General features: G+C 73.0%; 18 protein-coding genes, 2 tRNA genes and 2 pseudogenes. 11 read left to right on the plus strand and 11 right to left on the minus strand.

Features of this window, described 5'->3' with window-relative positions:
* The 3 genes and pseudogenes from JNW91_RS14570 to JNW91_RS14580 form a co-directional block, all read right to left on the minus strand.
* Window positions 1-118 (minus strand): annotated as a pseudogene (locus JNW91_RS14570) (alpha/beta family hydrolase); the annotation flags it as partial.
* Between the two features lie 52 nt (window positions 119-170).
* Window positions 171-563 (minus strand): WhiB family transcriptional regulator, encoded by a 393-nt coding sequence (locus JNW91_RS14575; protein WP_203175592.1) that lies wholly within the window; start codon window positions 561-563, stop codon window positions 171-173.
* A gap of 194 nt (window positions 564-757) precedes the next feature.
* Entirely contained in the window at window positions 758-1462 is a 705-nt protein-coding gene (locus tag JNW91_RS14580; protein WP_203175594.1) for an SOS response-associated peptidase, read from the minus strand.
* A 103-nt stretch (window positions 1463-1565) separates the two neighbouring features.
* Here JNW91_RS14580 and aroA point away from each other — a divergent pair, with 103 nt between their 5' ends.
* The 4 genes and pseudogenes from aroA (at window position 1566) to JNW91_RS14600 (ending at window position 5759) form a co-directional block, all read left to right on the plus strand.
* Window positions 1566-2867, plus strand: coding sequence for a 3-phosphoshikimate 1-carboxyvinyltransferase (gene aroA, locus JNW91_RS14585; protein WP_203175595.1), 1302 nt, complete (start codon window positions 1566-1568; stop codon window positions 2865-2867).
* 19 nt (window positions 2868-2886) lie between these two features.
* Window positions 2887-3998 (plus strand): annotated as a pseudogene (gene rsgA, locus JNW91_RS14590) (ribosome small subunit-dependent GTPase A).
* A 28-nt stretch (window positions 3999-4026) separates the two neighbouring features.
* A complete protein-coding gene (hisN, locus tag JNW91_RS14595; protein ID WP_203175598.1) occupies window positions 4027-4845 on the plus strand; it encodes a histidinol-phosphatase in 819 nt (272 codons plus the stop codon).
* 26 nt (window positions 4846-4871) lie between these two features.
* A complete protein-coding gene (locus tag JNW91_RS14600; RefSeq protein WP_203175600.1) occupies window positions 4872-5759 on the plus strand; it encodes a hypothetical protein in 888 nt (295 codons plus the stop codon).
* A gap of 15 nt (window positions 5760-5774) precedes the next feature.
* On the opposite strand, the gene JNW91_RS14605 is transcribed toward JNW91_RS14600, so the two are convergent.
* Window positions 5775-6974: a glycosyltransferase gene (locus JNW91_RS14605; protein WP_203175601.1), complete on the minus strand. Its 1200-nt coding sequence runs from the start codon at window positions 6972-6974 to the stop codon at window positions 5775-5777.
* 183 nt (window positions 6975-7157) lie between these two features.
* On the opposite strand from JNW91_RS14605, the gene JNW91_RS14610 reads away from it, so the two are divergent.
* The 3 genes from JNW91_RS14610 to JNW91_RS14620 all read left to right on the plus strand — a co-directional run bounded on the left by JNW91_RS14610 (window position 7158) and on the right by JNW91_RS14620 (window position 9648).
* Window positions 7158-8189: an SDR family oxidoreductase gene (locus JNW91_RS14610; RefSeq protein ID WP_238425004.1), complete on the plus strand. Its 1032-nt coding sequence runs from the start codon at window positions 7158-7160 to the stop codon at window positions 8187-8189.
* A complete protein-coding gene (locus tag JNW91_RS14615; protein ID WP_203175603.1) occupies window positions 8189-8986 on the plus strand; it encodes an ATP-binding protein in 798 nt (265 codons plus the stop codon). The genes JNW91_RS14610 and JNW91_RS14615 overlap by 1 nt, the downstream gene beginning before the upstream one ends.
* Before the next feature lie 89 nt (window positions 8987-9075).
* Window positions 9076-9648 carry a DUF5709 domain-containing protein gene (locus JNW91_RS14620; RefSeq protein WP_203175605.1) on the plus strand — a complete coding sequence of 191 codons (573 nt, stop codon included), beginning with the start codon at window positions 9076-9078 and terminating at the stop codon, window positions 9646-9648.
* A gap of 6 nt (window positions 9649-9654) precedes the next feature.
* On the opposite strand, the gene JNW91_RS14625 is transcribed toward JNW91_RS14620, so the two are convergent.
* Together JNW91_RS14625 and macS are read right to left on the minus strand one after the other, a co-directional pair.
* Window positions 9655-10302 (minus strand): response regulator, encoded by a 648-nt coding sequence (locus tag JNW91_RS14625; RefSeq protein ID WP_203175640.1) that lies wholly within the window; start codon window positions 10300-10302, stop codon window positions 9655-9657.
* Between the two features lie 37 nt (window positions 10303-10339).
* Entirely contained in the window at window positions 10340-11437 is a 1098-nt protein-coding gene (gene macS / locus JNW91_RS14630; RefSeq protein WP_309244361.1) for a MacS family sensor histidine kinase, read from the minus strand.
* A 120-nt stretch (window positions 11438-11557) separates the two neighbouring features.
* Here macS and JNW91_RS14635 point away from each other — a divergent pair, with 120 nt between their 5' ends.
* Window positions 11558-12013 carry an ATP-binding protein gene (locus tag JNW91_RS14635; protein WP_203175607.1) on the plus strand — a complete coding sequence of 152 codons (456 nt, stop codon included), beginning with the start codon at window positions 11558-11560 and terminating at the stop codon, window positions 12011-12013.
* Window positions 12014-12030: 17 nt separating this feature from the next.
* On the opposite strand, the gene JNW91_RS14640 is transcribed toward JNW91_RS14635, so the two are convergent.
* Complete coding sequence (locus tag JNW91_RS14640) at window positions 12031-12969, minus strand: ribose-phosphate diphosphokinase (protein ID WP_203175609.1); 939 nt, start codon at window positions 12967-12969, stop codon at window positions 12031-12033.
* Window positions 12970-13071: 102 nt separating this feature from the next.
* Between JNW91_RS14640 and glpK the strand changes: the two genes are divergently transcribed.
* Window positions 13072-14556, plus strand: coding sequence for a glycerol kinase GlpK (glpK, locus tag JNW91_RS14645; RefSeq protein WP_203175618.1), 1485 nt, complete (start codon window positions 13072-13074; stop codon window positions 14554-14556).
* Between the two features lie 15 nt (window positions 14557-14571).
* On the opposite strand, the gene JNW91_RS14650 is transcribed toward glpK, so the two are convergent.
* Window positions 14572-15405, minus strand: coding sequence for a phosphoribosylaminoimidazolesuccinocarboxamide synthase (locus JNW91_RS14650; RefSeq protein WP_203175620.1), 834 nt, complete (start codon window positions 15403-15405; stop codon window positions 14572-14574).
* A gap of 150 nt (window positions 15406-15555) precedes the next feature.
* Between JNW91_RS14650 and JNW91_RS14655 the strand changes: the two genes are divergently transcribed.
* Window positions 15556-16914 (plus strand): ABC transporter substrate-binding protein, encoded by a 1359-nt coding sequence (locus JNW91_RS14655; protein ID WP_309244362.1) that lies wholly within the window; start codon window positions 15556-15558, stop codon window positions 16912-16914.
* A 17-nt stretch (window positions 16915-16931) separates the two neighbouring features.
* Here the strand turns inward: JNW91_RS14655 and JNW91_RS14660 are convergent, their stop codons facing one another.
* Window positions 16932-17183, minus strand: a complete 252-nt coding sequence (locus JNW91_RS14660) for a hypothetical protein (RefSeq protein WP_203175622.1) — start codon at window positions 17181-17183, stop codon at window positions 16932-16934.
* A 357-nt stretch (window positions 17184-17540) separates the two neighbouring features.
* Between JNW91_RS14660 and JNW91_RS14665 the strand changes: the two genes are divergently transcribed.
* Entirely contained in the window at window positions 17541-21119 is a 3579-nt protein-coding gene (locus JNW91_RS14665) for a S8 family serine peptidase (RefSeq protein WP_309244363.1), read from the plus strand.
* Window positions 21120-21242: 123 nt separating this feature from the next.
* On the opposite strand, the gene JNW91_RS14670 is transcribed toward JNW91_RS14665, so the two are convergent.
* A tRNA-Met gene (locus JNW91_RS14670) sits at window positions 21243-21319 on the minus strand.
* Window positions 21320-21474: 155 nt separating this feature from the next.
* Window positions 21475-21548: transfer RNA gene (locus tag JNW91_RS14675), tRNA-Met, on the minus strand.
* Window positions 21549-21687 lie beyond the last annotated feature (139 nt).

Below are 21687 nucleotides of genomic sequence, written 5' to 3' on the forward strand. Positions count from 1 at the left end.
CCACGCTGCCGCCCGCACCGTGCCCGAGCACCAGCAGCGCGGCGGCCGGCCGGGCCGGCAGGTCGGTGTCGATCCGCGCCGGGCCGCGCGGGGTGTCGATCTGGTCGTTGAGCGGCACCGGCCCATTCTGCGCCGCCCCGTCGGCGGCCCGGCGCGGACCGCGCGGATGGTCAGCTCAGCGGGACCAGGGTGAGCAGGCGGTCGCGTACCGGTGGGCCGGCGTCGTCGACGGCGGCCGGGTCCGGTTCGACCTCGCCGCGCCACGCCACGAGCATCGCCCGCCGCTCGCGGGGCGTGGTGGCGCCCCACACGCCGTGACAGTCACCGACCTCCAGCGCCCAGGCCAGGCAGGACCCTTGGACGTCGCAGCTGCGGCACAGTGCGACGGCGGCGTCCGCCGGCTCGTTGGGCGCGGGAAAGAACGTCTCCGGATCGACGCTCTGGCATGTCCCTCTGGTGCGCCACGCGTCGTCCTGTCGCCGTTCCCGCAAGGCTCGCAGCAGTCTCGGATCTCGCCGCGCCGCAGCCACCTCGTGCTGGCGGGGCATACGTGCCCGTGTCATCCACCCACCTCCCCCGTGGGACCGGCAAGATCGGTGGATGTCGTCCGCCCCGTGCGAATCGACACCCACTACCGGCGCTGTGTTCTATCGCACTTATGGACACCGGGACAAGGGGCTGCCGGGAACATGACTGAACGGCCGGGAGACGAATCGCGCACAACCCTGTCAAATCGGCACCCGACGATGCGTGAACGTCAGAACAGGGTCAGCTCCTGCGGTGCCGGCCCCACCGGCACCCGGGCGGTCAACTGCGGACCGTCGTTGCGGACGTCGCCCACCGCCGGGCCCACCGGACGGATCTCCAGACCGGCCAGCCAGTCCGGCGCCGGCGGGGCGAGCAGCCGGTCCGGCTCGTCCGTCGGCGCCAGCCACGACGACCATCGCTGCGGCGGCAACAGCACCGGCATCCGGTCGTGCACCTCGGCCAGCTCACCGAGCGCCGCCGTCGTCAGCACGCTGAAGGTGAGCCGGGTGTCGGTGCCGGACTCCCAGACCGACCAGATGCCGGCCAACGCGAGCACCGATCCGTCGGCGGGGGTCATGAAATACGCCTGCCGCCCGCCGTCGGGAAGCCGGACCCACTCGTACCAGCCGTCGGCCGGGACCAGGCAGCGGCGGCGGGCGAAGGCCCCGGCGTACGCCCGACTGGTGGCCACCGTCTCCGCCCGTGCGTTGATCATGCGGGCCGCCCCGGCCGCCGACCGGGACCAGTGCGGCAGGAAGCCCCAGCGGCCCACGCAGAGGCTGCGGTGCCCCTCCGGGGTGACCCGGACCAGCGGCACCGGATCGGTCGGCGCGACGTTGTGATCCGGCCCGATCTGGCCGTCGGTGTCGTCGGACGACTCGAACAGCGCGCTCAGTTCGCCGGAGCTCCGGGTCGTCGCGTACCTGCCGCACATGGCGCCCACGCTAACCCGTCGAGGGCCCCGCGGGCTGTCCCGCCAACCGGGAGTACGACCGCCGACCGACGCCGACCCAGGTCCGACACGGCAGAATGTAACCGTGGGGAATCTGACCGCGACCCGGCCGCCGCAGCCGTGGACCGCACCGACCGCGTCCGACCCGGTGGCGGCGACGCTGCGCCTGCCCGGCTCCAAATCGATGACCGCACGCGCCCTGGTGCTCAGCGCGCTGGCCGCGGGCCCGTCGACGCTGGCCGGGCCACTGCGCGCCCGGGACACCGAGTTGATGGCCGCCGGCCTGCGGGCGATGGGCGCGCACGTGTCGATCAGCGACGACGAGCGCTGGCTGGTCCGGCCGCACCCGCTGGTCGGCCCCGCCCACGTGGACGTGGGGTTGGCCGGCACCGTGATGCGGTTCGTGCCGCCGGTGGCGGGCCTGGCCGACGGGCAGGTCACCTTCGACGGCGACCCCTATGCCCGCGAGCGGCCTCTCGGCCCGCTGATCACCGCCCTGCGCTCGCTGGGCGTCCGGATCGACGTCACCGGCACGGGCAGCCTGCCGCTGACCGTGTTCGGCACCGGCCGGGTCACCGGGGGCGAGGTGGTGATCGACGCGTCCGCGTCCAGCCAGCTGGTCTCCGGTCTGCTGCTGGCCGCCCCGCGCTTCGACCGGGGTGTCGTGGTGCGCCACGTCGGCCCGCCGGTGCCCTCCGCGCCGCACCTGCGGATGACCGTGCAGATGCTGCGCGCCGCCGGCGCGGCGGTCGACGACACCACCCCCGACCTGTGGACCGTCGAGCCCGGCCCGCTCACCGGACGCGGCTGGGACATCGAACCGGACCTCTCCGGCGCGGTGCCGTTCTTCGCCGCCGCCCTGGTCACCGGTGGCGAGGTGACCCTCCAGGGCTGGCCGCACAGCAGCGCCCAGCCGGTCGAGCAGCTCCGCTCGCTGCTGCACCGGATGGGCGGCGAGGTCACGCTCTCCACCACCGGGCTGACCGTGCGGGGCACCGGCGTGGTGCACGGCCTGACCGCCGACCTCTCCGACGTCAGCGAGCTGACCCCGGCGCTGACCGCGCTGGCCATGCTGGCCGACTCGCCGTCGGTCTTCACCGGGGTCGGGCACATCCGCGGCCACGAAACCGACCGGCTGACCGCGCTCGCGCGGGAGTTCACCGCGCTCGGCGCCGACATCACCGAGTCGCCCGACGGGCTGGAGATCCGGCCCCGCCCGCTGCGCGGCGGCGTGTTCCGCACGTACCACGACCACCGGATGGCGCACGCCGCCGCGGTGGCCGGGCTCGCCGTGCCCGGCATCGAGGTGGACGACGTGGGGTGTACCTCCAAGACCATGCCCGAGTTCCCGGCACTATGGTCAGCGATGGTGACCGGCAAGAGCTGACGCGAGAAGAGGACAGGTCCTGGCGACCAGACGGCGGGAGTACGACGAGGACGACGTACGGGTCCGGCCCGGGAAGTCGTCGCGTCCGCGTACGCGCACCCGCCCACAGCACGCCGACGCGGTCGACGGATTCGTCATCGCCGTCGACCGGGGGCGCTACACGTGCGTGCTGTCCGGGGCCGAACGCGGCGTGGTCGGCGCCGAGCTGCCCACGGTCACCGCGATGCGGGCCCGCGAGCTGGGCCGCAAGTCGGTGGTGGTGGGCGACCGGGTCAGCCTCGTCGGGGACACCTCCGGCGCGGAGGGCGCCCTCGCCCGCATCGTCCGGATCGCCGAGCGCCGCTCGGTGCTGCGCCGCACCGCCGACGACGACGAGACCACCGCCGAGGGCCGGCTGGAGCGCGTGGTGGTGGCCAACGCCGACCAGTTGGTGATCGTGAGCGCGTTGGCCGATCCGCCGCCGCGCACCGGGTTCATCGACCGCTGCCTGGTGGCCGCGTACGACGCGGACGTCGAGCCGCTGCTCTGCCTCACCAAGGCCGACCTGGCCGGGCCGGAGGAGGTGCTGGGCTACTACACGGAGCTGGAGCTGCCGTACGTGCTCAACCGCCCCGACTCCGACCTCGACGCGCTGCGCGCGCTGCTGGGCGGCCGGGTGTCGGTGCTGGTGGGGCACTCCGGGGTGGGTAAGTCGACGCTGGTCAACCGCCTCGTCCCGGACGCCGCCCGAGCGGTCGGCGTGGTCAGCGCGATAGGCCGCGGCCGGCACACCTCGACCAGCGCGGTGGCGCTGCGGTTGCCACCGGTGCCGGGCGTCGACACCGACCCGGGCTGGATCATCGACACTCCGGGGATCCGGAGCTTCGGGTTGGCGCACGTCTCCGCCGACAGCCTCCTGCACGGCTTCCCCGACCTGGTGGAGGGCACCGTCAACTGCCCGCCGAACTGTCCGCACACCGCGGACGAGGCCGACTGCGGGTTGGACGCCTGGGTGGCCGCCGGCAAGGCGACCCGCGCCGGCTGGCGTCGTACCGCCGGTTGCTCGCCTCCCGGGCCGGCGAGGGTGACGCGCGCGGCGAGAGCGACCAGCGCGGGCCCGGCGAGGGTGACCGGCGCGGGCCCGACGAGTGACCGGTCGGGCGTCGGCTAGGTTGCCGGCATGACCGGGTACGCCGACGACCTCGCCCTCGCCCACCTGCTCGCCGACCGGGCCGACGCCATCGCCACGGCCCGGTTCCGGGCGCTCGACCTGAGTGTGGAGGCGAAGCCCGACCTGACGCCGGTCTCCGACGCGGACACCGCCGTGGAGCGGGAGATCCGCGCGCTGCTGGCCGAGCACCGGCCGGCCGACGGGCTGCTCGGCGAGGAGTACGGCGCGCAGCCGGCCAGCGGTCCGGGCGGCCGACGGTGGATCGTCGACCCGATCGACGGCACCAAGAACTTCGTCCGGGGCGTGCCGGTCTGGGCCACCCTCATCGCGCTGTACGACGGCGGGCGGCCGGCGGTCGGGGTGGTGTCCGCGCCGGCGCTGGGCCGACGCTGGTGGGCGAGCGCGGGCGCGGGCGCGTACGCCGGCCCGGACCCGACCGCGGGCGAACGGATCGGCGTCTCGGCGGTGCGCCGGATCGCCGACGCCAGCATCTGCTACTCGTCGCTGACCGGGTGGGAGAGCGCCGGACGGCTCGACGCGATGCTCGACCTGATGCGGGCCAGTTGGCGCAGCCGCGCGTACGGCGACTTCTACGGCTACATGCTGCTGGCCGAAGGCGCACTGGACGTGATGGCCGAGCCGGAACTGTCGCTGTGGGACGTGGCGGCGCTGGTCCCGATCATCACGGAGGCGGGTGGCACGGTCACGGATCTGGGCGGTCGGCCGTCCCCGAACGGCGAGCCGGGCACCGAGAGCAGCGTGGTGGCCACCAACGGTGCGTTGCACGCCGACATCCTCGCTCGGCTGGATCGACCAGCCGAGCGCTGACCCCCGGCAACCTCTATCCTCGCCAGGTGGTCTCCTCCGGCTGGTGCTTCCTCGCGGCGATGATTGTCGCGTACGGCTTCGCCAACCTGCTCCAGTCGGTGGCCGCGGCGCGCACCACCGTGCACCACACCTTCGACCCGGGCCTGCTGCTGCGGCTGGCCGGACACCGGACGTACCTGGTCGGGTTGAGCTGCCAGATCGCGGGCTTCGTACTCGCCTTCCTGGCCCGGCGGGACCTGCCCCTGTTCCTGGTGCAGGCCAGCGTGGCGGCCGGGCTCGGGGTGACCGCCATCCTCGGCGTGGTGGTGCTGAAGTGGCGGTTGCCGGTGGCCGAGGTGGCGCTGCTGGCCCTGCTCTTCGCCGGGATCACCGCGCTGGTGCTGTCCGCCCGACCGGCGCCGTCGAAACAGCTCGGGACCGCCGGTTCGGTGGCTCTGCTGGTGGCACTGGCCGTCATCGCGGTGCTCGGCGTCTTCGCCGTCCGGTTACACGGGGCACCGGGGTCGGTGGCGCTCGGTTCGCTGGCCGGGCTGGCCTTCTCGTCGGCCGCGGTGGCGGCCCGCCCCCTGGCCTCCGCGCCGTCCGCCGAGGCGTTCCTCGCCCACCCGCTGTTCTACCTGCTGATCGCCCACTCGATCGTCGGCCAACTGCTCCTCGGCCTGGCCATGCAGCGCGGCTCGACGACCGCCGCGGTCGCCGCGATGGACGCGGCCGGGGCGGTGCCGGCGGCGATCGTCGGCCTGCTGCTGCTCAACGACAAGATCTGGCCCGGGCGGGAGTGGGTGGCCGCGGTGGGCTTCCTGGTCACCCTCGCCGCGGTGATCGGGCTGACCCGGTACGCGCAACCCCAGCAACACCGCTCGGTGCCGCGCCGTCGGGATCCGGCCATGGTCGGCGCCAGCCGGTCCGCCTGACCGGCGCCTCCCCGCTCACGCCTCGACGGGCTTGCGGCGACTCACCACCCGCTCGTAGAGGCGTTCCAACGCGCCGGCCGTCCGGTCCCAGGTGTAGCTGCTGCGGACCCGGTCCACCGCGGCGTGGCCGTAGGCGAAGCGGCCCGCGTTGTCGGCGAGCAGCCGGCGCAGCGAGACCCCGAGCGTCCGCACGTCGCCGGGCGGCACCAGCCGACCGGTGACCTCGTCGACGACAGCGTCCGCCAGGCCGCCCATCGCGTAGCCGACCACCGGCACCCCGCAGGCCATCGCCTCCAGCGACACCCGGCCCGCCGACGAGTAGTGCGGTGTGCAGGCCACCACGTCCGCCGACCGGTACCAGGTGGCCATCTGGTCGTGCGGCACCGCGCCCACCAGGCGGACCTGGTCGCCCACCCCGATCTGCTCGGCCAGCTCCCGCAGCCGGCGCGCCTCGGCGTGGTTGGCCACCGCCTCGGCCGGCGGCCCGCCGGCGATCACCAGCTCCGCGTCACCGACCAGCCGCATCGCCCGGATCAGGTCCTCCTGCCCGTGGCCCGGGGAGAGCCCACCGACGGAGAGGATCCGCGAGCGCTGCTCGCGCGGCGCGGCTTCACCGTCGGGGTGGAACTGGTCGGTGTCCACCCCGGCCGGCACCATCGCCACCGAGCTGCGTTGCAGACCCATCCGGGTCAGCTCGTCCACTTCGTCGTTGCTCTGGGCGACTGCGATGTCCACCGCCCGGGTCAGCGCGCGCTCCAGCGGGATCCGCTCCCCCGGTCCGTCGTACCGGCCGCCCAGGTGTCGCAGCTGCTCGACCCCGAGTGAGTGGAAGGTCTGCACCACCGGGATGTCGGTCTCCCGGACGGCGTGTGCGGCGGCCAGGCCGCCGACCCAGTAGTGCCCGTGTACGACCTCGGGTCGCCAGGCGCCGGCCCACTCGTCGGTCAGCCAGCGGCCGAACTCCGTGACGTGCGGGATCAGCCTGGCGGTGGGCATCGGGCTGGGCGGGCCAGCGGACACCCGGTGCACCTGGTAGCCGTCGACGTCCACGGTCACCGGCAGCTCCGGGTCGTCCCGACGTTCGTAGATCCGGACGTCGTGGCCTCGGCCGGCGAGCTCGGCGGCGACCCGCGCGATGTGCTGTTGGGTGCCGACCGGCGGGCCGTCGGCGTGCCGGTACGAGCTGGTGTGCGCGCAGACGAGGCCAACGCGCATGGGTCACCTCCCTGCGATCTTTTCCTCGGCGGTGGTCCTCCCGGTCAGAGCGTCCCATTAACCGAAGGGCCGGGAGTCGAAACCTGGCAGATCGGGAACAGTCACCGCAGGTGCCACGGACGCTTGCGCCGCGACAACCATGCGGGCCGCCGACCGCGTCATGATCTGCCACCGCCTGGTGGTATGAGCAGGCCCGAGCGGGGGTACGGCTGGGGTATGCCGCTGACCCGCAGCCTCGACGATTCGACCGTGGTGATCACCGGCGCGTCCAGCGGGATCGGCACGGCCACCGCGTACGCGCTGGCCCGCCGTGGCGTCGCCGTCGTGCTGGCCGCCCGCAGCGAGCCGGCCCTGCGCCAGGTGGCACAACGCTGCCAGGAGCTGGGCGGCCGGGCGCTGGTCGTGCCGACCGACGTGACCGATCTGGAGTCGGTGCGGCAGTTGGCGGACCGGGCGGCGGCCGAGTTCGGGCGGATCGACGCCTGGGTGAACAACGCCGCCGTGAGCGCGGTGGGTCTGTTCGACGAGATTCCGATCGCCGAGTTCCGCCGGGTGCTGGACGTCAACCTGCTCGGTGCGGTACACGGCATCAAGGCCGCGCTGCCGTACCTGGGCGCGGCCGGCGGCGGCGTGCTGGTCAACAACGCGTCGGTGCTGGCCGAGATCGCGATGCCCTACCAGTCGGCGTACAACGCCACGAAGCACGGCATCCGGGGGCTCGCCGACACGGTCCGGCAGGAGCTGCGGGTCACCGGGCGGGGGCAGATCTCCATCTGCACCGTCCTGCCGGCGACCATCGACACCCCGTTCTTCCGGCACACGGCCAACCACACCGGCCGGGAGCTGGCGCCACCCCCGCCGGTCTACCCGCCGGAGGTGGTCGCCGAGACCATCGTCCGGCTGCTGCGCCGGCCACGCCGGGAGGCGTACGCGGGCGGCGCCGCCCGGCTCATCGGCCTTCAGTGGCGGCTGGCGCCCGCCCTGGTGGAGCGCACCCTCGCCTGGTACGCCCACCGCACACAGTTCGGCCCGGGCGTGCGGATGGACAGCAGCGGCAACGTGTTCGACGCCGACGCCCAGGCGCGCCGGGACGGCGGCTGGCACGGCCGACGTCGGCAGCTGGTGCGGATGACGGCAGCGTTCGGCCTCGCCGCCGCGGGCACCGCGGTCGGCACGATGGCGGCGATCACCCGCCGCTCCCGGTGGGTTCGCTGATGTCAGGTGTCGACCGACCGGATGCGGCGTTCGTCACCGGCGCGCACAATGGGGCGATCATGTCGTCCGGTGCGCGGTGCCTCGTGGAGATCGACAAGTCGTCGGCGCTGGTCCGGGTGCGCGGTGTGCTCGACGCCGGGGCGGCGGACGGGGTCCGCGCCGCGCTGCTCGCCCGGCTCAGTGAGCGCCCCGGCCCGGTAGTGGTCGACGTGACCGGGCTGCGGGTCGCCGACCCGGCCGCGCGGGGTGTCTTCGCCGAGGTGCGCCGGGAGGTCACCGACTGGCCCGCCGCGGATCTGCTGCTCTGCGATCCATCGGTCGCCGGACCCGACCAGGCGGACGCCGCGTGGGCGGACGTGCCGGCCTGGCCCACCCTGGACGGCGCGCTCGCGGCGGTGGCCCAGACACCGTTGGCCGCGGTGCTCACCGCCGAGTTGGCCCCGACCGTGGGAGCCGCGCGGGAGGCCCGCGCGATGGTCACCACCGGATGTGAGCGCTGGGGCATGCCGACGCTCACCGCCCCGGCGTGCATCGCGATCACCGAGATGGTCAACAACGTGGTGGCGCACGCCCGGACCCCGATGACGGTACGGCTGGCGCCGCAGGACAGCACGCTGCACCTGGCCGTCCGTGACCACTCCTCGCGGCGGCCGACGTTCGCGCTGTCCCCGCCGGACCGTGTGGGCGGTCGCGGCCTGCTGCTGATCGACACGATGACCCGCCGGTGGGGCAGCAGCGCCGTACCGGACGGCAAGGTCGTCTGGTGTGTGCTGCACCCCGACGACGAGGTCGACTGACGGGCCTTTCGCGGCCCCGTGCCCGGTTCGGCGTCGTACCGCCGAGAGTGGCCCGGTTACGGCGGGAGGGCAGCGGGTAGTGATCAGACATGCGCGACAACGAGTACCCGACCCCCGTGTCCGACACCGAGTCCCAGGGGCTGCCCGACACCGCCGATGACGACTCGACCGCCAACGACGACGTCCTCACCGGGCGCGAGGCGGACGGCCCGGACCCGGCCCAGCTGCCCGGTGACCGGACGCCGGTCGCGGTGGACCGCTTCGGGACCACCGCCGAGGAGCAGCTCGACGGCGAGTCGTTGGACTACAAGCTCGACCGTGAGGTCTACGAGCGCCCGGCGGACGACCCGCTGGCCGGAACGATCGACCCGAAGATCGCCTTCGAGGCGGACAACCTGGAAGCGGCGGCGGAGGCCCAGCTGGATGCCGACGTGATGGACCCGGGGCCCACCTCCGACCCGAACTCGCCGGTCTCCCTCTACGACCACGGTCAGCTCGGCACCGTGGCCGACGCGACGGTGGGCCGACTGGTCGAACCGGACGAGGGCGCGCACACCGACCAGGAGACCGACTCGGTGGCGTACGACGCCGGCTCGGCCGGTGGCGGTGCGAGCGCCGAGGAGCTGGCCATCCACGAGACGGAGCCGCCGCGCTCGGTCTGAGCGGGGTCAGTCGTCCAGACCGCGTTCGATGGCGTACCGGGTCAGCTCGACGCGGTTGTGCAGGTGCAGCTTGCCCAGCGTGTTCTGCACGTGGTTCTGCACGGTGCGGTGCGACAACCCGAGCCGCTGGGCGATCTGCTTGTACGACATCCCCTTCGCGACCAGTCGCAGCACCTCGGTCTCCCGGTCGGTGAGCCGGGGCGTGCCGGGCTCCGCGCCGTCGCCCGGTTCGACCCCCGGCCCGGCGGCCAACCGGCGGTACTCGCCGAGGACGAGCCCGGCCAGGCCGGGGGTGAAGACCGGGTCGCCGGCCGCGGTGCGGCGCACCGCGTCGAGGAACTCGGCCGGCGCCGTCGACTTCACCAGGTAACCGGTGGCGCCCGCCTTGACCGCGTCCAGCACGCTCTGCTGTTCGCCGCTGGCGCTGAGCATGAGCACCCGCACGTCGGGCAGCGCCGCGCGCAGCCCGAGGATCACCTCGACCCCGGAGATGTCCGGTAGTTGCAGGTCGAGGACGACCACGTCGGGTCGGGCGGCGGCGGCCACCCGGACGGCCTGCCGCCCCTCGCCGCTGGTCGCCACCACCTGGAAGCCGGCCTCGGTCAGGTCGCGGGCCACGCCCTCGCGCCACATCGGATGGTCGTCGACGACCATCACCCGCACCGGGGTCACCGCTGCGCCCTCGGCACGGTCAGCTCGATCTCGGTGCCGGCCTCCGGCACGAGATGATCCGGACCGTCCCGCCCAGATCGGTGACCCGGCCCCGGATCGACTGGGTCACGCCGAGCCGGCCCTGCTCGGCGGCCTCGGCCAGCCGGCCGGCCGGGATGCCCGGCCCCTCGTCTCGGATCGACACCGTCACCGTCGTCCCCTCGTCCTCGATGAGCACCCAGGCCCGCCCGCCGGCGTGCCGCCCCACGTTGTCCAGGGCCGCGCCGGTCGCGGCCGCCAACTCCCCGGCCACCTGTCGGGGCAGGGACACCGGGGTGGCGGGGGCCGAGAGCGACACCGCCGACGAGGCGTACCGGCCGAGCAGGCTCCGCAGGTCCACCGCGTCGGCGTCCGACCCGTCGGACGTGGTGCCGGCGATCAGTGCGCGCAGCGCGGCTTCCTGCTCACCGGCGAGCCGGGCCAGGTCGCCGGCTTCACCGGGCAGGTCCGCGCCACGCCGCTGCACCAGCGCCAGCACCTGGAGCACCGAGTCGTGGATGTCGCGGGCCAGCCGCTCCCGTTCCCGGGTGGCCGCCTCCAACTCGACCGCGCGTTGCAGCCGCTCCTCGGCGGCCACCGCGAGTCGGGCCACGTGCCCGACCACCACCCCGGCGAGCAGCATCAGGATCACCCCGGTGAACGAGGACTGGCTGATCCGTTCCCGGGTGGCCAGGTCCGCGCCGGCGACCAGCAGCGCGGCCACGGTGCCGCGCCGCCGGCCGCCGGAGACGGCCCAGGCCAGCACCGGGCCGGCCATCCAGGCCACCCCCAGGGTGGGTACGCCGCTGGCGAGCGCCGCGCGACCGACCACCCACGGGGTGGCCAGCACGATGGCCATCACCACCCCGAGGTCGGCCAGCAGCAACGGCCAGCGCCGCCAGGCCGGACGGGCGTAGCCGACGGCGGTCGCCGCGGTCCAGGCGATCATGACGAGGACCAGGGCGCCGGCGGCGTACGGGCGGGCGTACCGGTCGGCGTCGCGCACCGAGAGCGCGCAGACGTACGCGAGGGACGCCACCCGGAACACCGCGAGGGCACGCCAGAGTGGCACCTCGAAACCACCGGGCGGCGACGACATGGCGGTCAGGATGCCACAGCCGGGCCGGGCGCGCGGTGAGCAGCGAGTGCGGTTCGGGAAACCCTGACGTACGGTGGAAATGCCGCGAAATACTCCGAGATTCGCCGTCGGGACGGGGCCATGACGAATGCAGATCCGCACGCACCGCGTACGGTTGTGCCCATCGAACCAGCCCTCCTCATCGCCGAGGCCTTCGACCAGGCCCAGGTGACCGAGATTCGACACTCGGTCACCTCCTGCGCGCACGCCTCCGGGCTGGTCGGCCAACGGCTGGACGACTTCGTTCTGGCGATCAACGAGCTGATCACCAACGCCGTGCGGCACGGCGGGGGACGGGGTTGGCTGCGGCTCTGGCAGGAGCCGGAGGCACTGGTCTGCGAGGTCGCCGACCACGGGCACGGGATCAGCCCGCAACGGTTGGGCGACCGGCGTCGTCCGGCACCGGACACCGCCGGTGGCTGGGGTCTCTGGCTGGCCCGTGAGCTGACCGACGCCATGGAGGTCGCCACCGGCACCGAAGGCACGACCGTCCGCGTCACCGCCACTCTCGTCGACCTCGGCCACACCGCGCGCTGACCCCGCGCCCGGGGCGGTCAGGAGAAGAGCGCGGAGACCGACTCTCCGTTGTGGATTCGACGCATGGCCTCGGCCAGAGCGGGAGCCACCGAGAGCACCTGGAGTTTCGGGACCCGCTTGGCGGCGGGAATGGGAACCGTGTTGGTGCAGACGACTTCGAGGACGCCGTCCTGGTCGCTGAGTCGGTGCAGCGCGTCGCCGGAGAAGAGGCCGTGCGTACAGGCCAACCGGATCGAGCGCACCTTCAGACCGCGCAGGTGCTCCATCAGCTCGACCACCGTGCTGCCCTTCGCGATCTCGTCGTCCAGCACGATGACGTCGCGGTCGGCGACCTCACCGATCACCGCGCTGATCTTGACCAGGTCGTCGCTGAACCGCTGCTTCGCACCGGCCGCGACCGGCGTGCCGAGCAACCGGGCGAAGGCGGCGGCCTCCTTGGCGTTGCCCAGGTCGGGCGACACCACCACGGTGTTGCTCAGGTCGTAGCGCCGGAAGTGGGTGGCCAGCTCGCGCAACGCGTGCAGGTGGTCCACCGGGACGCTGAAGAAGCCGTGCACCTGCGGCGAGTGCAGGGTCATCGCGAGCACGCGGTCCGCGCCGGCCGAGGTGAGCAGGTCGGCGACGAGCCGGGCGCCGATCGAGATCCGCGGGGCGTCCTTCTTGTCCGAGCGGGCGTACGCGTAGTGCGGCAGCACCACCGTGATCCGGCCGGCGGACGCGCCCCGGGCGGCGTCGATCATCAACAGCAGCTCGACCAGGTTCTCCTGCACCGGCGGCACCAGCGGCTGGATCAGGAACACGTCCCGCTCCCGGCAGTTGGCCTGCAACTGCACTTCCAGACAGTCGTTCGCGAACCGGGAGACCCGCACCGGATGCAGCGGCACCCCCAGGTGAGCGCAGATCTCGGCGGCGAGGTCGGGATGGGCGGTTCCACTGAAAACGGCGATGTCGCGCACGTTCGCACATCGTAGGCGAACCGTCCGGCGCCGGACGGCGGCGGGCCGCCACCGGACGTGACGCCGGTCGCACCACGCCGCCACTGCGGGTACGGTGCTGCCGTGACCCCCCAGTACGTCGCCGCCATCGACCAGGGCACCACCTCCTCGCGGTGCATCGTCTTCGACCGGGCCGGGGACGTCGTCGCCGTGGCCCAGCGCGAACACCGGCAGATCTTCCCCCGACCCGGTTGGGTGGAGCACGACGCCGAGGAGATCTGGGACAACGTCCAGCAGGTGGTCGCCGAGGCGCTGCGGGCCGCCGGCACCGACGCGGCCGGGCTCGCCGCCGTGGGCATCACCAACCAGCGGGAGACCACCGTCGTCTGGGACCGGGCCACCGGCCGCCCGGTGGCCAACGCCGTGGTCTGGCAGGACACCCGCACCGGGCCGCTGCTGCGCGAGCTGGCCTCGGCGTACGGCGAGGAGCGGTTCCGGGCCCGCACCGGTCTGCCGCTGGCCACCTACTTCGCCGGGCCGAAGCTGCGCTGGCTGCTCGACGAGGTCGACGGCCTGCGCGAGCGCGCCGAACGCGGCGAGGTGCTCTTCGGCACCATGGACAGCTGGCTGATCTGGAAGCTGACCGGCGAGCACGTGACCGACGTGACCAACGCCAGCCGGACGATGCTGATGGACCTCACCACCCTGGACTGGGATCCGGACCTGCTGGACGCGATGCGCGTACCGGCGGCGATGCTGCCGGAGATCCGCTGCTCCGCCGAGGTGTACGGCACGGCCACCGGCGTACTCGCCGGCGTGCCGGTGGCCAGCGCGCTCGGCGACCAGCAGGCCGCCCTGTTCGGGCAGACCTGCTTCCAGCCGGGCGAGGCGAAGTGCACCTACGGCACCGGCAGCTTCCTGCTGCTCAACACCGGTGCCAGCCCCGTTCCGTCGACGCACGGCCTGCTCACCACGGTCGCCTACCGGATCGAGGGCCAACCCCCGGCGTACGCGCTCGAAGGCGCCATCGCGGTCACCGGGTCGCTGGTGCAGTGGCTGCGGGACAGCCTCGGGTTGATCTCCACGGCCGCCGAGGTGGAGGAGCTGGCCGGCACGGTGGACGACAACGGGGGCTGCTACGTCGTGCCGGCGTTCTCCGGGCTGTTCGCTCCGCACTGGCGCAGCGACGCGCGCGGGGTGATCGCCGGCCTGACCGGCTACATCACCAAGGGACACCTGGCGCGGGCGGCGCTGGAGGCGTCGGCGTGGCAGACCCGCGAGGTGGTCGACGCGATGAACGCCGACTCCGACGTGGCGCTGCGCCGGCTCCGGGTGGACGGCGGGATGACCGCCAACGGGCTGCTCATGCAGTTCCTCGCCGACGTGCTCGACGTGCCGGTGGTCCGCTCCCGGATCACCGAGACCACCTGCCTCGGCGCGGCGTACGCGGCCGGCCTGGCGGTCGGTTTCTGGCCGGACCTGTCCACGCTGCGGGCGCAGTGGCGCTCCGACGCGCAGTGGGAACCGGCGATGGCCCCGGAGCTGCGCGAGAAGGAGCTGCGCCAGTGGCGCAAGGCCGTGCGGCGCACCCTCGACTGGGTGGAGTGATCGCCGTCCGGGCGGTCACTCCCAGCGGTTGCCGGTGAGCTTCTCGTAGACCTCGACGTAGCGGGCGCGCGTCGCCTCGACCACCTCGTCGGGCACGTCAGGCGCCGGGGCCTGCTTGTTCCAGCCGCTGCCGGTGGCCCAGTCCCGCACGTACTGCTTGTCGTAGGAGAACTGCACCCGGCCCGGCTGGTACGACTCGGCCGGCCAGAACCGCGACGAGTCGGAGGTGAGCAGCTCGTCGGCGAGGACCAGCGTGCCGTCCGGGGCCCAGCCCAGCTCGATCTTGGTGTCGGCGACCAGGATGCCCCGCTCGGCGGCCAGCTCGGCGCCGCGCCGGTAGATGTCGATGGTGATCTGCCGCAGCCGCTCGGCGGTGGCCTGGCCCACCTTCGCCACCACGTCGTCGAACGTGATCGGTTCGTCGTGTTCGCCCATCGGCGCCTTGGTCGACGGCGTGAAGATCGGCTCGGGCAGGATCGACGCCTCACCGAGCCCTCGGGGCAGCTGCACACCGGAGACCGCGCCGGTGCGCTCGTACTCCCGTAGGCCTCCGCCGGTGAGGTAACCCCGGGCGACGCACTCGATCGGGACGATGTCGAGCCGTTGGCAGCGGATGGCCCGCCCGGCGAACTCCGCGGGCACGTCGGTGGCCGAGATGACGTGGTTCGGCACCAGGTCGGCGAGCTGCTCGAACCACCAGAGCGAGAGCGCGGTGAGCAGGCGACCCTTGTCCGGGATCGGCGTCGGCAGCGCCACGTCGTAGATCGAGATGCGGTCCGAGGCGACCAGGATCAGGTCGTCGCCGTCGGCGTAGATGTCCCGAACCTTGCCCGAGTGCAGAAGTTCCACGCGCCCTAGTACACCACGCGACATCGGGAAGCCTGATTCGACCACCCACGCCGGGGCCGACGCGGGGGTGACCGGATGGACGTTGACACCCTCCTGCGCCGCCTGCGTGAATGGTCCGACCGCCGCCCACGCAGGTGCCAGGAGACCCCCGTGCCCGTTGTTCGACCCCCGATCGACCGCCTCGGCGCCGACCCGGGCCGGCGCCGCCTGCTCACCGGGCTGCTCGGCGCTCCTCTGCTGGCGTCCGGCGGGCTGGCCGGATGCAGCGACGGCGCCACCACCTCGAGCCAGAGCGGGCCGATCGAGTTGTCGGTCTTCTGGTGGGGTGGCGCGAAGCGGGCGGAGCTCACCGAGAAGGCACTCCGGCTCTACTCGGGGCGCAACCCGCGGGTCACCTTCCGGGTCACCTGGCAGGGCGTCAACGGCTACTACGACCGGCTGGCCACCCAGGCGGCCGGCGGCAACGTGCCGGACCTGATCCAGCTCGACGACTCCGTGCTGACCGAGTACACCCAACGCCAGATCATCCTCGACCTCACCGATCACCGCATGGAACTGCGCGACCTGCCCGTGGGCCTGGTCCGCTACGGCACGGTGGACGGCCGGACGATGGCCGTCGCCGGCGGGCAGACCCTCGCCGGGGTGGTCTTCAACCGGGACCTGCTGCGCGAGTTGCGGATGCCGGAGCCGCGCGCCGCAATGACGTGGTCCGAATACATCTCCTGGGCGGTGCAGGTCACCGAGGCCAGCGACGGCCGGGTGGCCGGCACCATGGACGCGTCCGGCGACTACCGCGCGCTCTGGCTGTGGCTGCGTTCGCAGGGCAGTGAGTTCTACCGCGGGCGGCAGTTGGGTTTCAGCGCGGACGAGCTGATCAGCTGGTTCGAGCTCTGGCAGCGGGCCCGCGCCGAGCGGGCGACGCCGAGCGCGGCGCTGGTCGAGCAGGCCGACAGCGGCGAGCCGGCCCGACAACTGGTGGTGACCGGGCTGACCGCCGCGTCCTTCGCCTGGTCGCACCAGCTTCCCGAGCTGCAACGACTCACCAGGTCAGAGTTGGGCATCGTCGGTTTCCCCGGCCCGGCGGGCGCGCAGTGGGCGCGGGCGTCGATGTACTGGGCGGCGTTCCGGGGCACCCGCCACCCGGACACGGTCGCCGACGTGATCAACTTTCTGACCACGAACGGTGAGGCCGGCACCATCCTCGGCCACGAGCGTGGGCTCAACCCCAGTCTCGCCGTCCGCCGCTACGCCGAGGGCAGCATCACCGAGCCGGCCCAGCAACGTGCCGCCGCGTTCGGCGCCAGCATCGCCGACCAGCTCGGGCCGCGCCGGCGCCACCGCCCAAGGGGCATGCCAAGGTGCGCACCCTGCTGGTCACCGCCGCCGAGCGCATCCGGGTCAAGCGTGACGGCACCCGCGAGGCGACCGCTCGCTTCCTGTCGCAAGCCATCGCGGCCCTCGCGGTGTGAGCACCGGCGGCCGGCCCACGGCCGCCCGCCGGTGACCTGACGTCGCCGGCGGCCCGGTCAGCGCGGCGGGCCGCCCCGGCGGTTGCGCATCAGTCGCAGCACCAGGAACACGATCACCGCCACCACCACCAGGCAGCAGAGCAGACCGAGGAATCCGAAGCCGCCGCCGCGGGACCGCCGCCGGGCGGCCTCCACCACCAGCTCGCCGGTGCCCGTGGACGCCCAAGCCGCGACGGGCACGAAGACCGCCAGCACGACCGTACCGAGGACCGCGCTGAGCCGGCCCCACCACCTACCGAATGAAGACATGTGCCCATCCTCGCCGAAGGGCGCAACCTCGGCACGTCGGTCCACGCCGAATTCACGGGACCGGGCAGGCCCGACGCAACGATCTCGCAATCTTCCGGCAAAGATGATGATCTTTACATGAATCTCCGGAGGTGATCAGATTCGGCAACTGGTCAACTCTGGAGGCACCGTGCGGCTCTCTCTCACCCGAAGATCTGCGGCAACCGCGGTCGGCGTCACCCTCGTCGCCGCTCTGGCCACCCCCACGGCGGCGCACAGCGCCCCCGCGACCCCACCGCCTCCGGCGCGCCGGGCGCGGCCGGCGGCGCACACCGTCCGCCCGTCACGGTCACGCTGATCACCGGCGACAAGGCGACGGTGACCCCGGGACGCGACGGGAAGCCGCCCGCCGTGGACGTCGAGCGTGCGCCGGGCGCCACCGGCGCCGTACGCGTCGCCACCGAGAACGGGGACACCTATGTGTATCCCGACGAGGCGATGCCCTACCTCGCGACCGGGCGACTCGACAAGCAGCTCTTCGACGTCACCCAACTCGTCGCGCAGGGCTTCGACGACGCGCGGACCAGCGCACTCCCCCTGATCGTCACCCGCACGGCGGCCCCCCTCCGGACCAGCACCGCGCTGCCGGGCACGGAGACCGTCCTGGGCCTGCCCTCCGTCCGCGGTGAGGCGATCCGGACCCGCAGGTCACAGGCAGCCGACTTCTGGTCGGCCCTCACCGGCGACGGAACGCACGCCGGTCCACCGTCGACCGGCCGGACCGCCGGCACCGCGGCGCCCTCGTTCAGCGCCGGCGTGGACAGGGTGTGGCTCGACGGCAGGGCGAAGGCCGCCCTCGCCGACACCACGGCGCAGGTCGGCGCCCCCGCGGCCTGGGCCGCGGGCGGAACGGGCAGCGGTGTCCGGGTCGCCGTCCTGGACACCGGCGTGGACACGACCCACCCGGATCTCGCGAACCGCGTGGTGGCGTCGCGGAGCTTCATCCCCGGCGAGGACGTCATCGACCGCAACGGACACGGCACCCACACCGCCTCCACCGTCGCCGGAACGGGCGCCGCCTCCGACGGCAAGGAACGGGGAGTCGCTCCCGACGCCGAACTGGTGATCGGCAAGGTCCTCGACAGCAACGGAAGCGGGTCGATCTCGGGGATCATCGCGGGCATGGAGTGGGCGGCGCGGACCGAACACGCCAAGGTGATCAACATGAGCCTGGGTGTCAGCGCCTGGCACACCCAGGACGATCCGCTGAGCCAGTCCCTGAACCAGCTGACCGTCGAGACGGGGGCGCTCTTCGTCGTCGCCGCCGGCAACAGCGGACCCGACCCGTACACCCTCGGGGCGCCGGGAACCGCGGACGCCGCGCTCACCATCGGCGCGGTCGACGGCTCCGACCACCTGGCCGACTTCTCCAGTGCCGGGCCGCGGATGACCGACGACGCCCTCAAGCCCGACATGACCGCTCCCGGCGTGGACGTGCTGGCGGCGCGCTCACAGCACCTCGCCTGGGGCGAGGGCTTCTACCGGGTGGACAGCGGCACCTCCATGGCGGCGCCGCACGTCGCCGGGGCCGCCGCCCTGCTGGCGCAGAAACACCCGAAGTGGAACGCGCAGCAGATCAAGGACGCCCTGATGGGCACCAGCGTGCGTACACCCGACTACAACGCCTACCGGGCCGGCAGCGGTCGGCTGGACGTGGCCGCCGCCTACCACCAGGACCAGATCATCGCGACCGGGTCGGTGGACGCCGGCCTCGTCGGGTGGTCACCCGGTACGCAGCCGCAGCGGATCACCCGGAAGATCACCTACACCAACACCACCGACAGCCCGGTCACGTTGGATCTCGCCGTCGATCGTGGCGACTCCCCCGCGACGACGTTCACGGCCAGCGCCGACCAGGTCACGGTGCCGGCGCGCGGGGCCTCGACGGTCGACGTCGCGGTGGACCCCGCAGGACTCGCCGCGGGCCGGTACTCCGCCCAGGTCACGGCACGGCACGCGGCCGGCGCGGTGCACACGGCCGTCGGGGTCGCCGTGGAATCCAGGAAGTACGACCTCACCATCCACCTGAGGGACCGCGCCGGCCGCCCGATGAGCGGCGAGGTCGAGATCGTCAGCGCCGACGGGGTTTCCACCTTCATGTGGGTACGGGACGGGAACCTCACCAGTCGCTGGACCCCCGGCTCCTACACCGTCGTCGCCGGCGCCGACGTGGAGGGTCTGCACGGCGTCCACTCCCTCGGTCTCGCGATGCTGACCGCCCCCGAGGTGGACCTGACGACCGACCGGGTCGTGGAACTCGACGCCTCGAAGGCGCGCCAGGTGAAGGTGGCGACACCGCAGCCGACCTCCGTCACCAACAGTCGAATCGACATCTACCGATCATTCACGGCCAGCGAGCCGACGCCCAGCGACTCGAACGCCCTGCGCGAGACGTTCTGGCCCGGCACCGTCTACGACAGCCTGTGGGCGCTCCCGACCGGGGCCGGGGTGAAGAAGGGCAGCTTCGTCTTCACCACCCGGATCCGCGCCGAGCAGACACCGCTGGAGATCGTCCACAACGGCCACCGCGTCGGCGACCCCCTCGTGCAGCCCGGATCCCGACCGCTGCCCGACGGCACCTCGCGCCTGGACGCCGTCTTCGCCGGCACCGGCTCGAAGACCGACTACATCGGCGTGTCCGCCCGCGGCAAGGCCGTGGTCGTGCGCGACAGCGACGCCGTGACCCGCACGGATCGGGTGGCCGCCGCGTACGCCGCCGGCGCGGCGGTGCTCCTGGTGGTCAACGACGGTGACGGCCGCAGCAGCGACTGGTCCGGAAACCCCGACGGCACGACCGTCGGGCCGATCCCGGTCGCCTCGTTGGTCAACGGCGAGGGGGAAACCCTGATCAAGAAGATCAGCGCCGCCGGCCGGAAGGGGCTACGGCTCACCGTCACCGCCCACCCCTCGGCGAGGTACCTGTACGACCTGGTCGACTACCACCGTGGCGGGGTCCCCAGGGACCCGTCGGCCAGGACTGATCCCCGCAACCTCGCGCGGGTCGACCTCGAGTTCGCCCCGCCGCCGGGCAAGCAGTCCGCCGAGACGCGAATGGACTTCCCGCCGTACGAGTGGGCCGCGGCCCACGCGTTCGCGTTCGCGCCGGTCACCCCCGGGCCGCGGACCGACTGGGTTTCCGCCGCCGAGGGCATCAGGTGGAAGCAGGACGCCTACGTCGACGGCTGGACGCGGTCGAGCACGGACGAGATCGCCTACCGGCCGGGCAGCGTCCAGAAGGACCGCTGGTTCGGTCCCATCACGCGGCCACGTCTGCTCACCTACGACATCCCGTTCCGCGGCGAGGGCGGGATCAGCGCCTACATCCAGGGGTTCGGCGACGCGGGCGCCGCGCACAGCGGCGGCTCCAGCATGTTGCAACGGATCTCGTTCTACCAGGGCGACAGGCAACTGGTTCAGTTTGAGGGCTGGCCGGAGCTCTACGTCGGCGAGCTGTCACCGCAGAAGCTGCCGTACCGGCTGGTCGTCGAGACGGAGACCGACCCCGCCTACAGCCCGTACTCCTCCACCACGCGCACCGACTGGAGCTTCCTCTCCGGCGCCGCCGAAGGGGTGCAGGCCATCCCGCTGGTCCAGTTGGACTACGCAACGGACCTGGACCTGGCGGGCCGCGCGCCGCGCCGGACCGACCTCGCCATCACACCGGTGGTGGTGGGCAGCACCGCCGCCCAGGACGGGGTCTCCTCGCTCGGCCTTGAGGTCTCCTACGACGACGGGCGCACCTGGCAGCCGCAGGACCTGAAGGAGCGTAAGAGCGTCTGGACGGCGTCCCTGAACGCGCCGTACCGGGCCGACCAGTTGTCCATCCGCGTCACCGCGAAACAGCGCAACGGCGGCGGCGTCACCCAGACCGTCATGCGGGCCTTCGGCCTCAGGTGACATCCGCGAGGGGCCGGTGCCTGCCGGGCACCGGCCCCTCGGCGCGTCGCGACAGAACCGGGCGGGAAACCAGAAAACCCGACCCCCACGATCTGGGGGCCGGGCTTTGGCGTGCACTTTCCGTGGTAGCGGGGACAGGATTTGAACCTGCGACCTCTGGGTTATGAGCCCAGCGAGCTACCGAGCTGCTCCACCCCGCGTCGACTGGTTAACCCTAACCCATCCCGTTTGACGATGATCGGCGGGGTCGCCATCCGATCCGGACGTCGAGCCCTCCGGATCGCCCGGATCCCACAACGTCGTCAGCCCGCCTCCGGCGAACCGGAGACGGGCTGACGAACCGGTGTTTCTCTCGTAGCGGGGACAGGATTTGAACCTGCGACCTCTGGGTTATGAGCCCAGCGAGCTACCGAGCTGCTCCACCCCGCGTCGGTTCGATAACCGTAGCGCACCGACCCGGGGCACCGCAAAGCGACTCCGATTCCGCCGTCCGCCGAGCGGCCGGTGTCTCGGCCGCAGACGACGAAGCCCCCGTCTCGACCGGATGTGGTCCGACGACGGGGGCTCG

This window comes from Micromonospora parastrephiae (genome assembly GCF_016802865.1).
GTDB classification, from domain to species: domain Bacteria; phylum Actinomycetota; class Actinomycetes; order Mycobacteriales; family Micromonosporaceae; genus Micromonospora; species Micromonospora parastrephiae.

Coding starts and splice junctions, on each gene's coding strand:
- JNW91_RS14575 (WP_203175592.1), bottom strand. CDS start 563: ATGACACGGGCACGTATGCCCCGCCAGCACGAGGTGGCTGCGGCGCGG.
- JNW91_RS14580 (WP_203175594.1), bottom strand. CDS start 1,462: ATGTGCGGCAGGTACGCGACGACCCGGAGCTCCGGCGAACTGAGCGCG.
- hisN (WP_203175598.1), top strand. CDS start 4,027: ATGACCGGGTACGCCGACGACCTCGCCCTCGCCCACCTGCTCGCCGAC.
- JNW91_RS14605 (WP_203175601.1), bottom strand. CDS start 6,974: ATGCGCGTTGGCCTCGTCTGCGCGCACACCAGCTCGTACCGGCACGCC.
- JNW91_RS14610 (WP_238425004.1), top strand. CDS start 7,158: ATGAGCAGGCCCGAGCGGGGGTACGGCTGGGGTATGCCGCTGACCCGC.
- JNW91_RS14615 (WP_203175603.1), top strand. CDS start 8,189: ATGTCAGGTGTCGACCGACCGGATGCGGCGTTCGTCACCGGCGCGCAC.
- JNW91_RS14620 (WP_203175605.1), top strand. CDS start 9,076: ATGCGCGACAACGAGTACCCGACCCCCGTGTCCGACACCGAGTCCCAG.
- JNW91_RS14625 (WP_203175640.1), bottom strand. CDS start 10,302: ATGGTCGTCGACGACCATCCGATGTGGCGCGAGGGCGTGGCCCGCGAC.
- macS (WP_309244361.1), bottom strand. CDS start 11,437: ATGTCGTCGCCGCCCGGTGGTTTCGAGGTGCCACTCTGGCGTGCCCTC.
- JNW91_RS14635 (WP_203175607.1), top strand. CDS start 11,558: ATGACGAATGCAGATCCGCACGCACCGCGTACGGTTGTGCCCATCGAA.
- JNW91_RS14660 (WP_203175622.1), bottom strand. CDS start 17,183: ATGTCTTCATTCGGTAGGTGGTGGGGCCGGCTCAGCGCGGTCCTCGGT.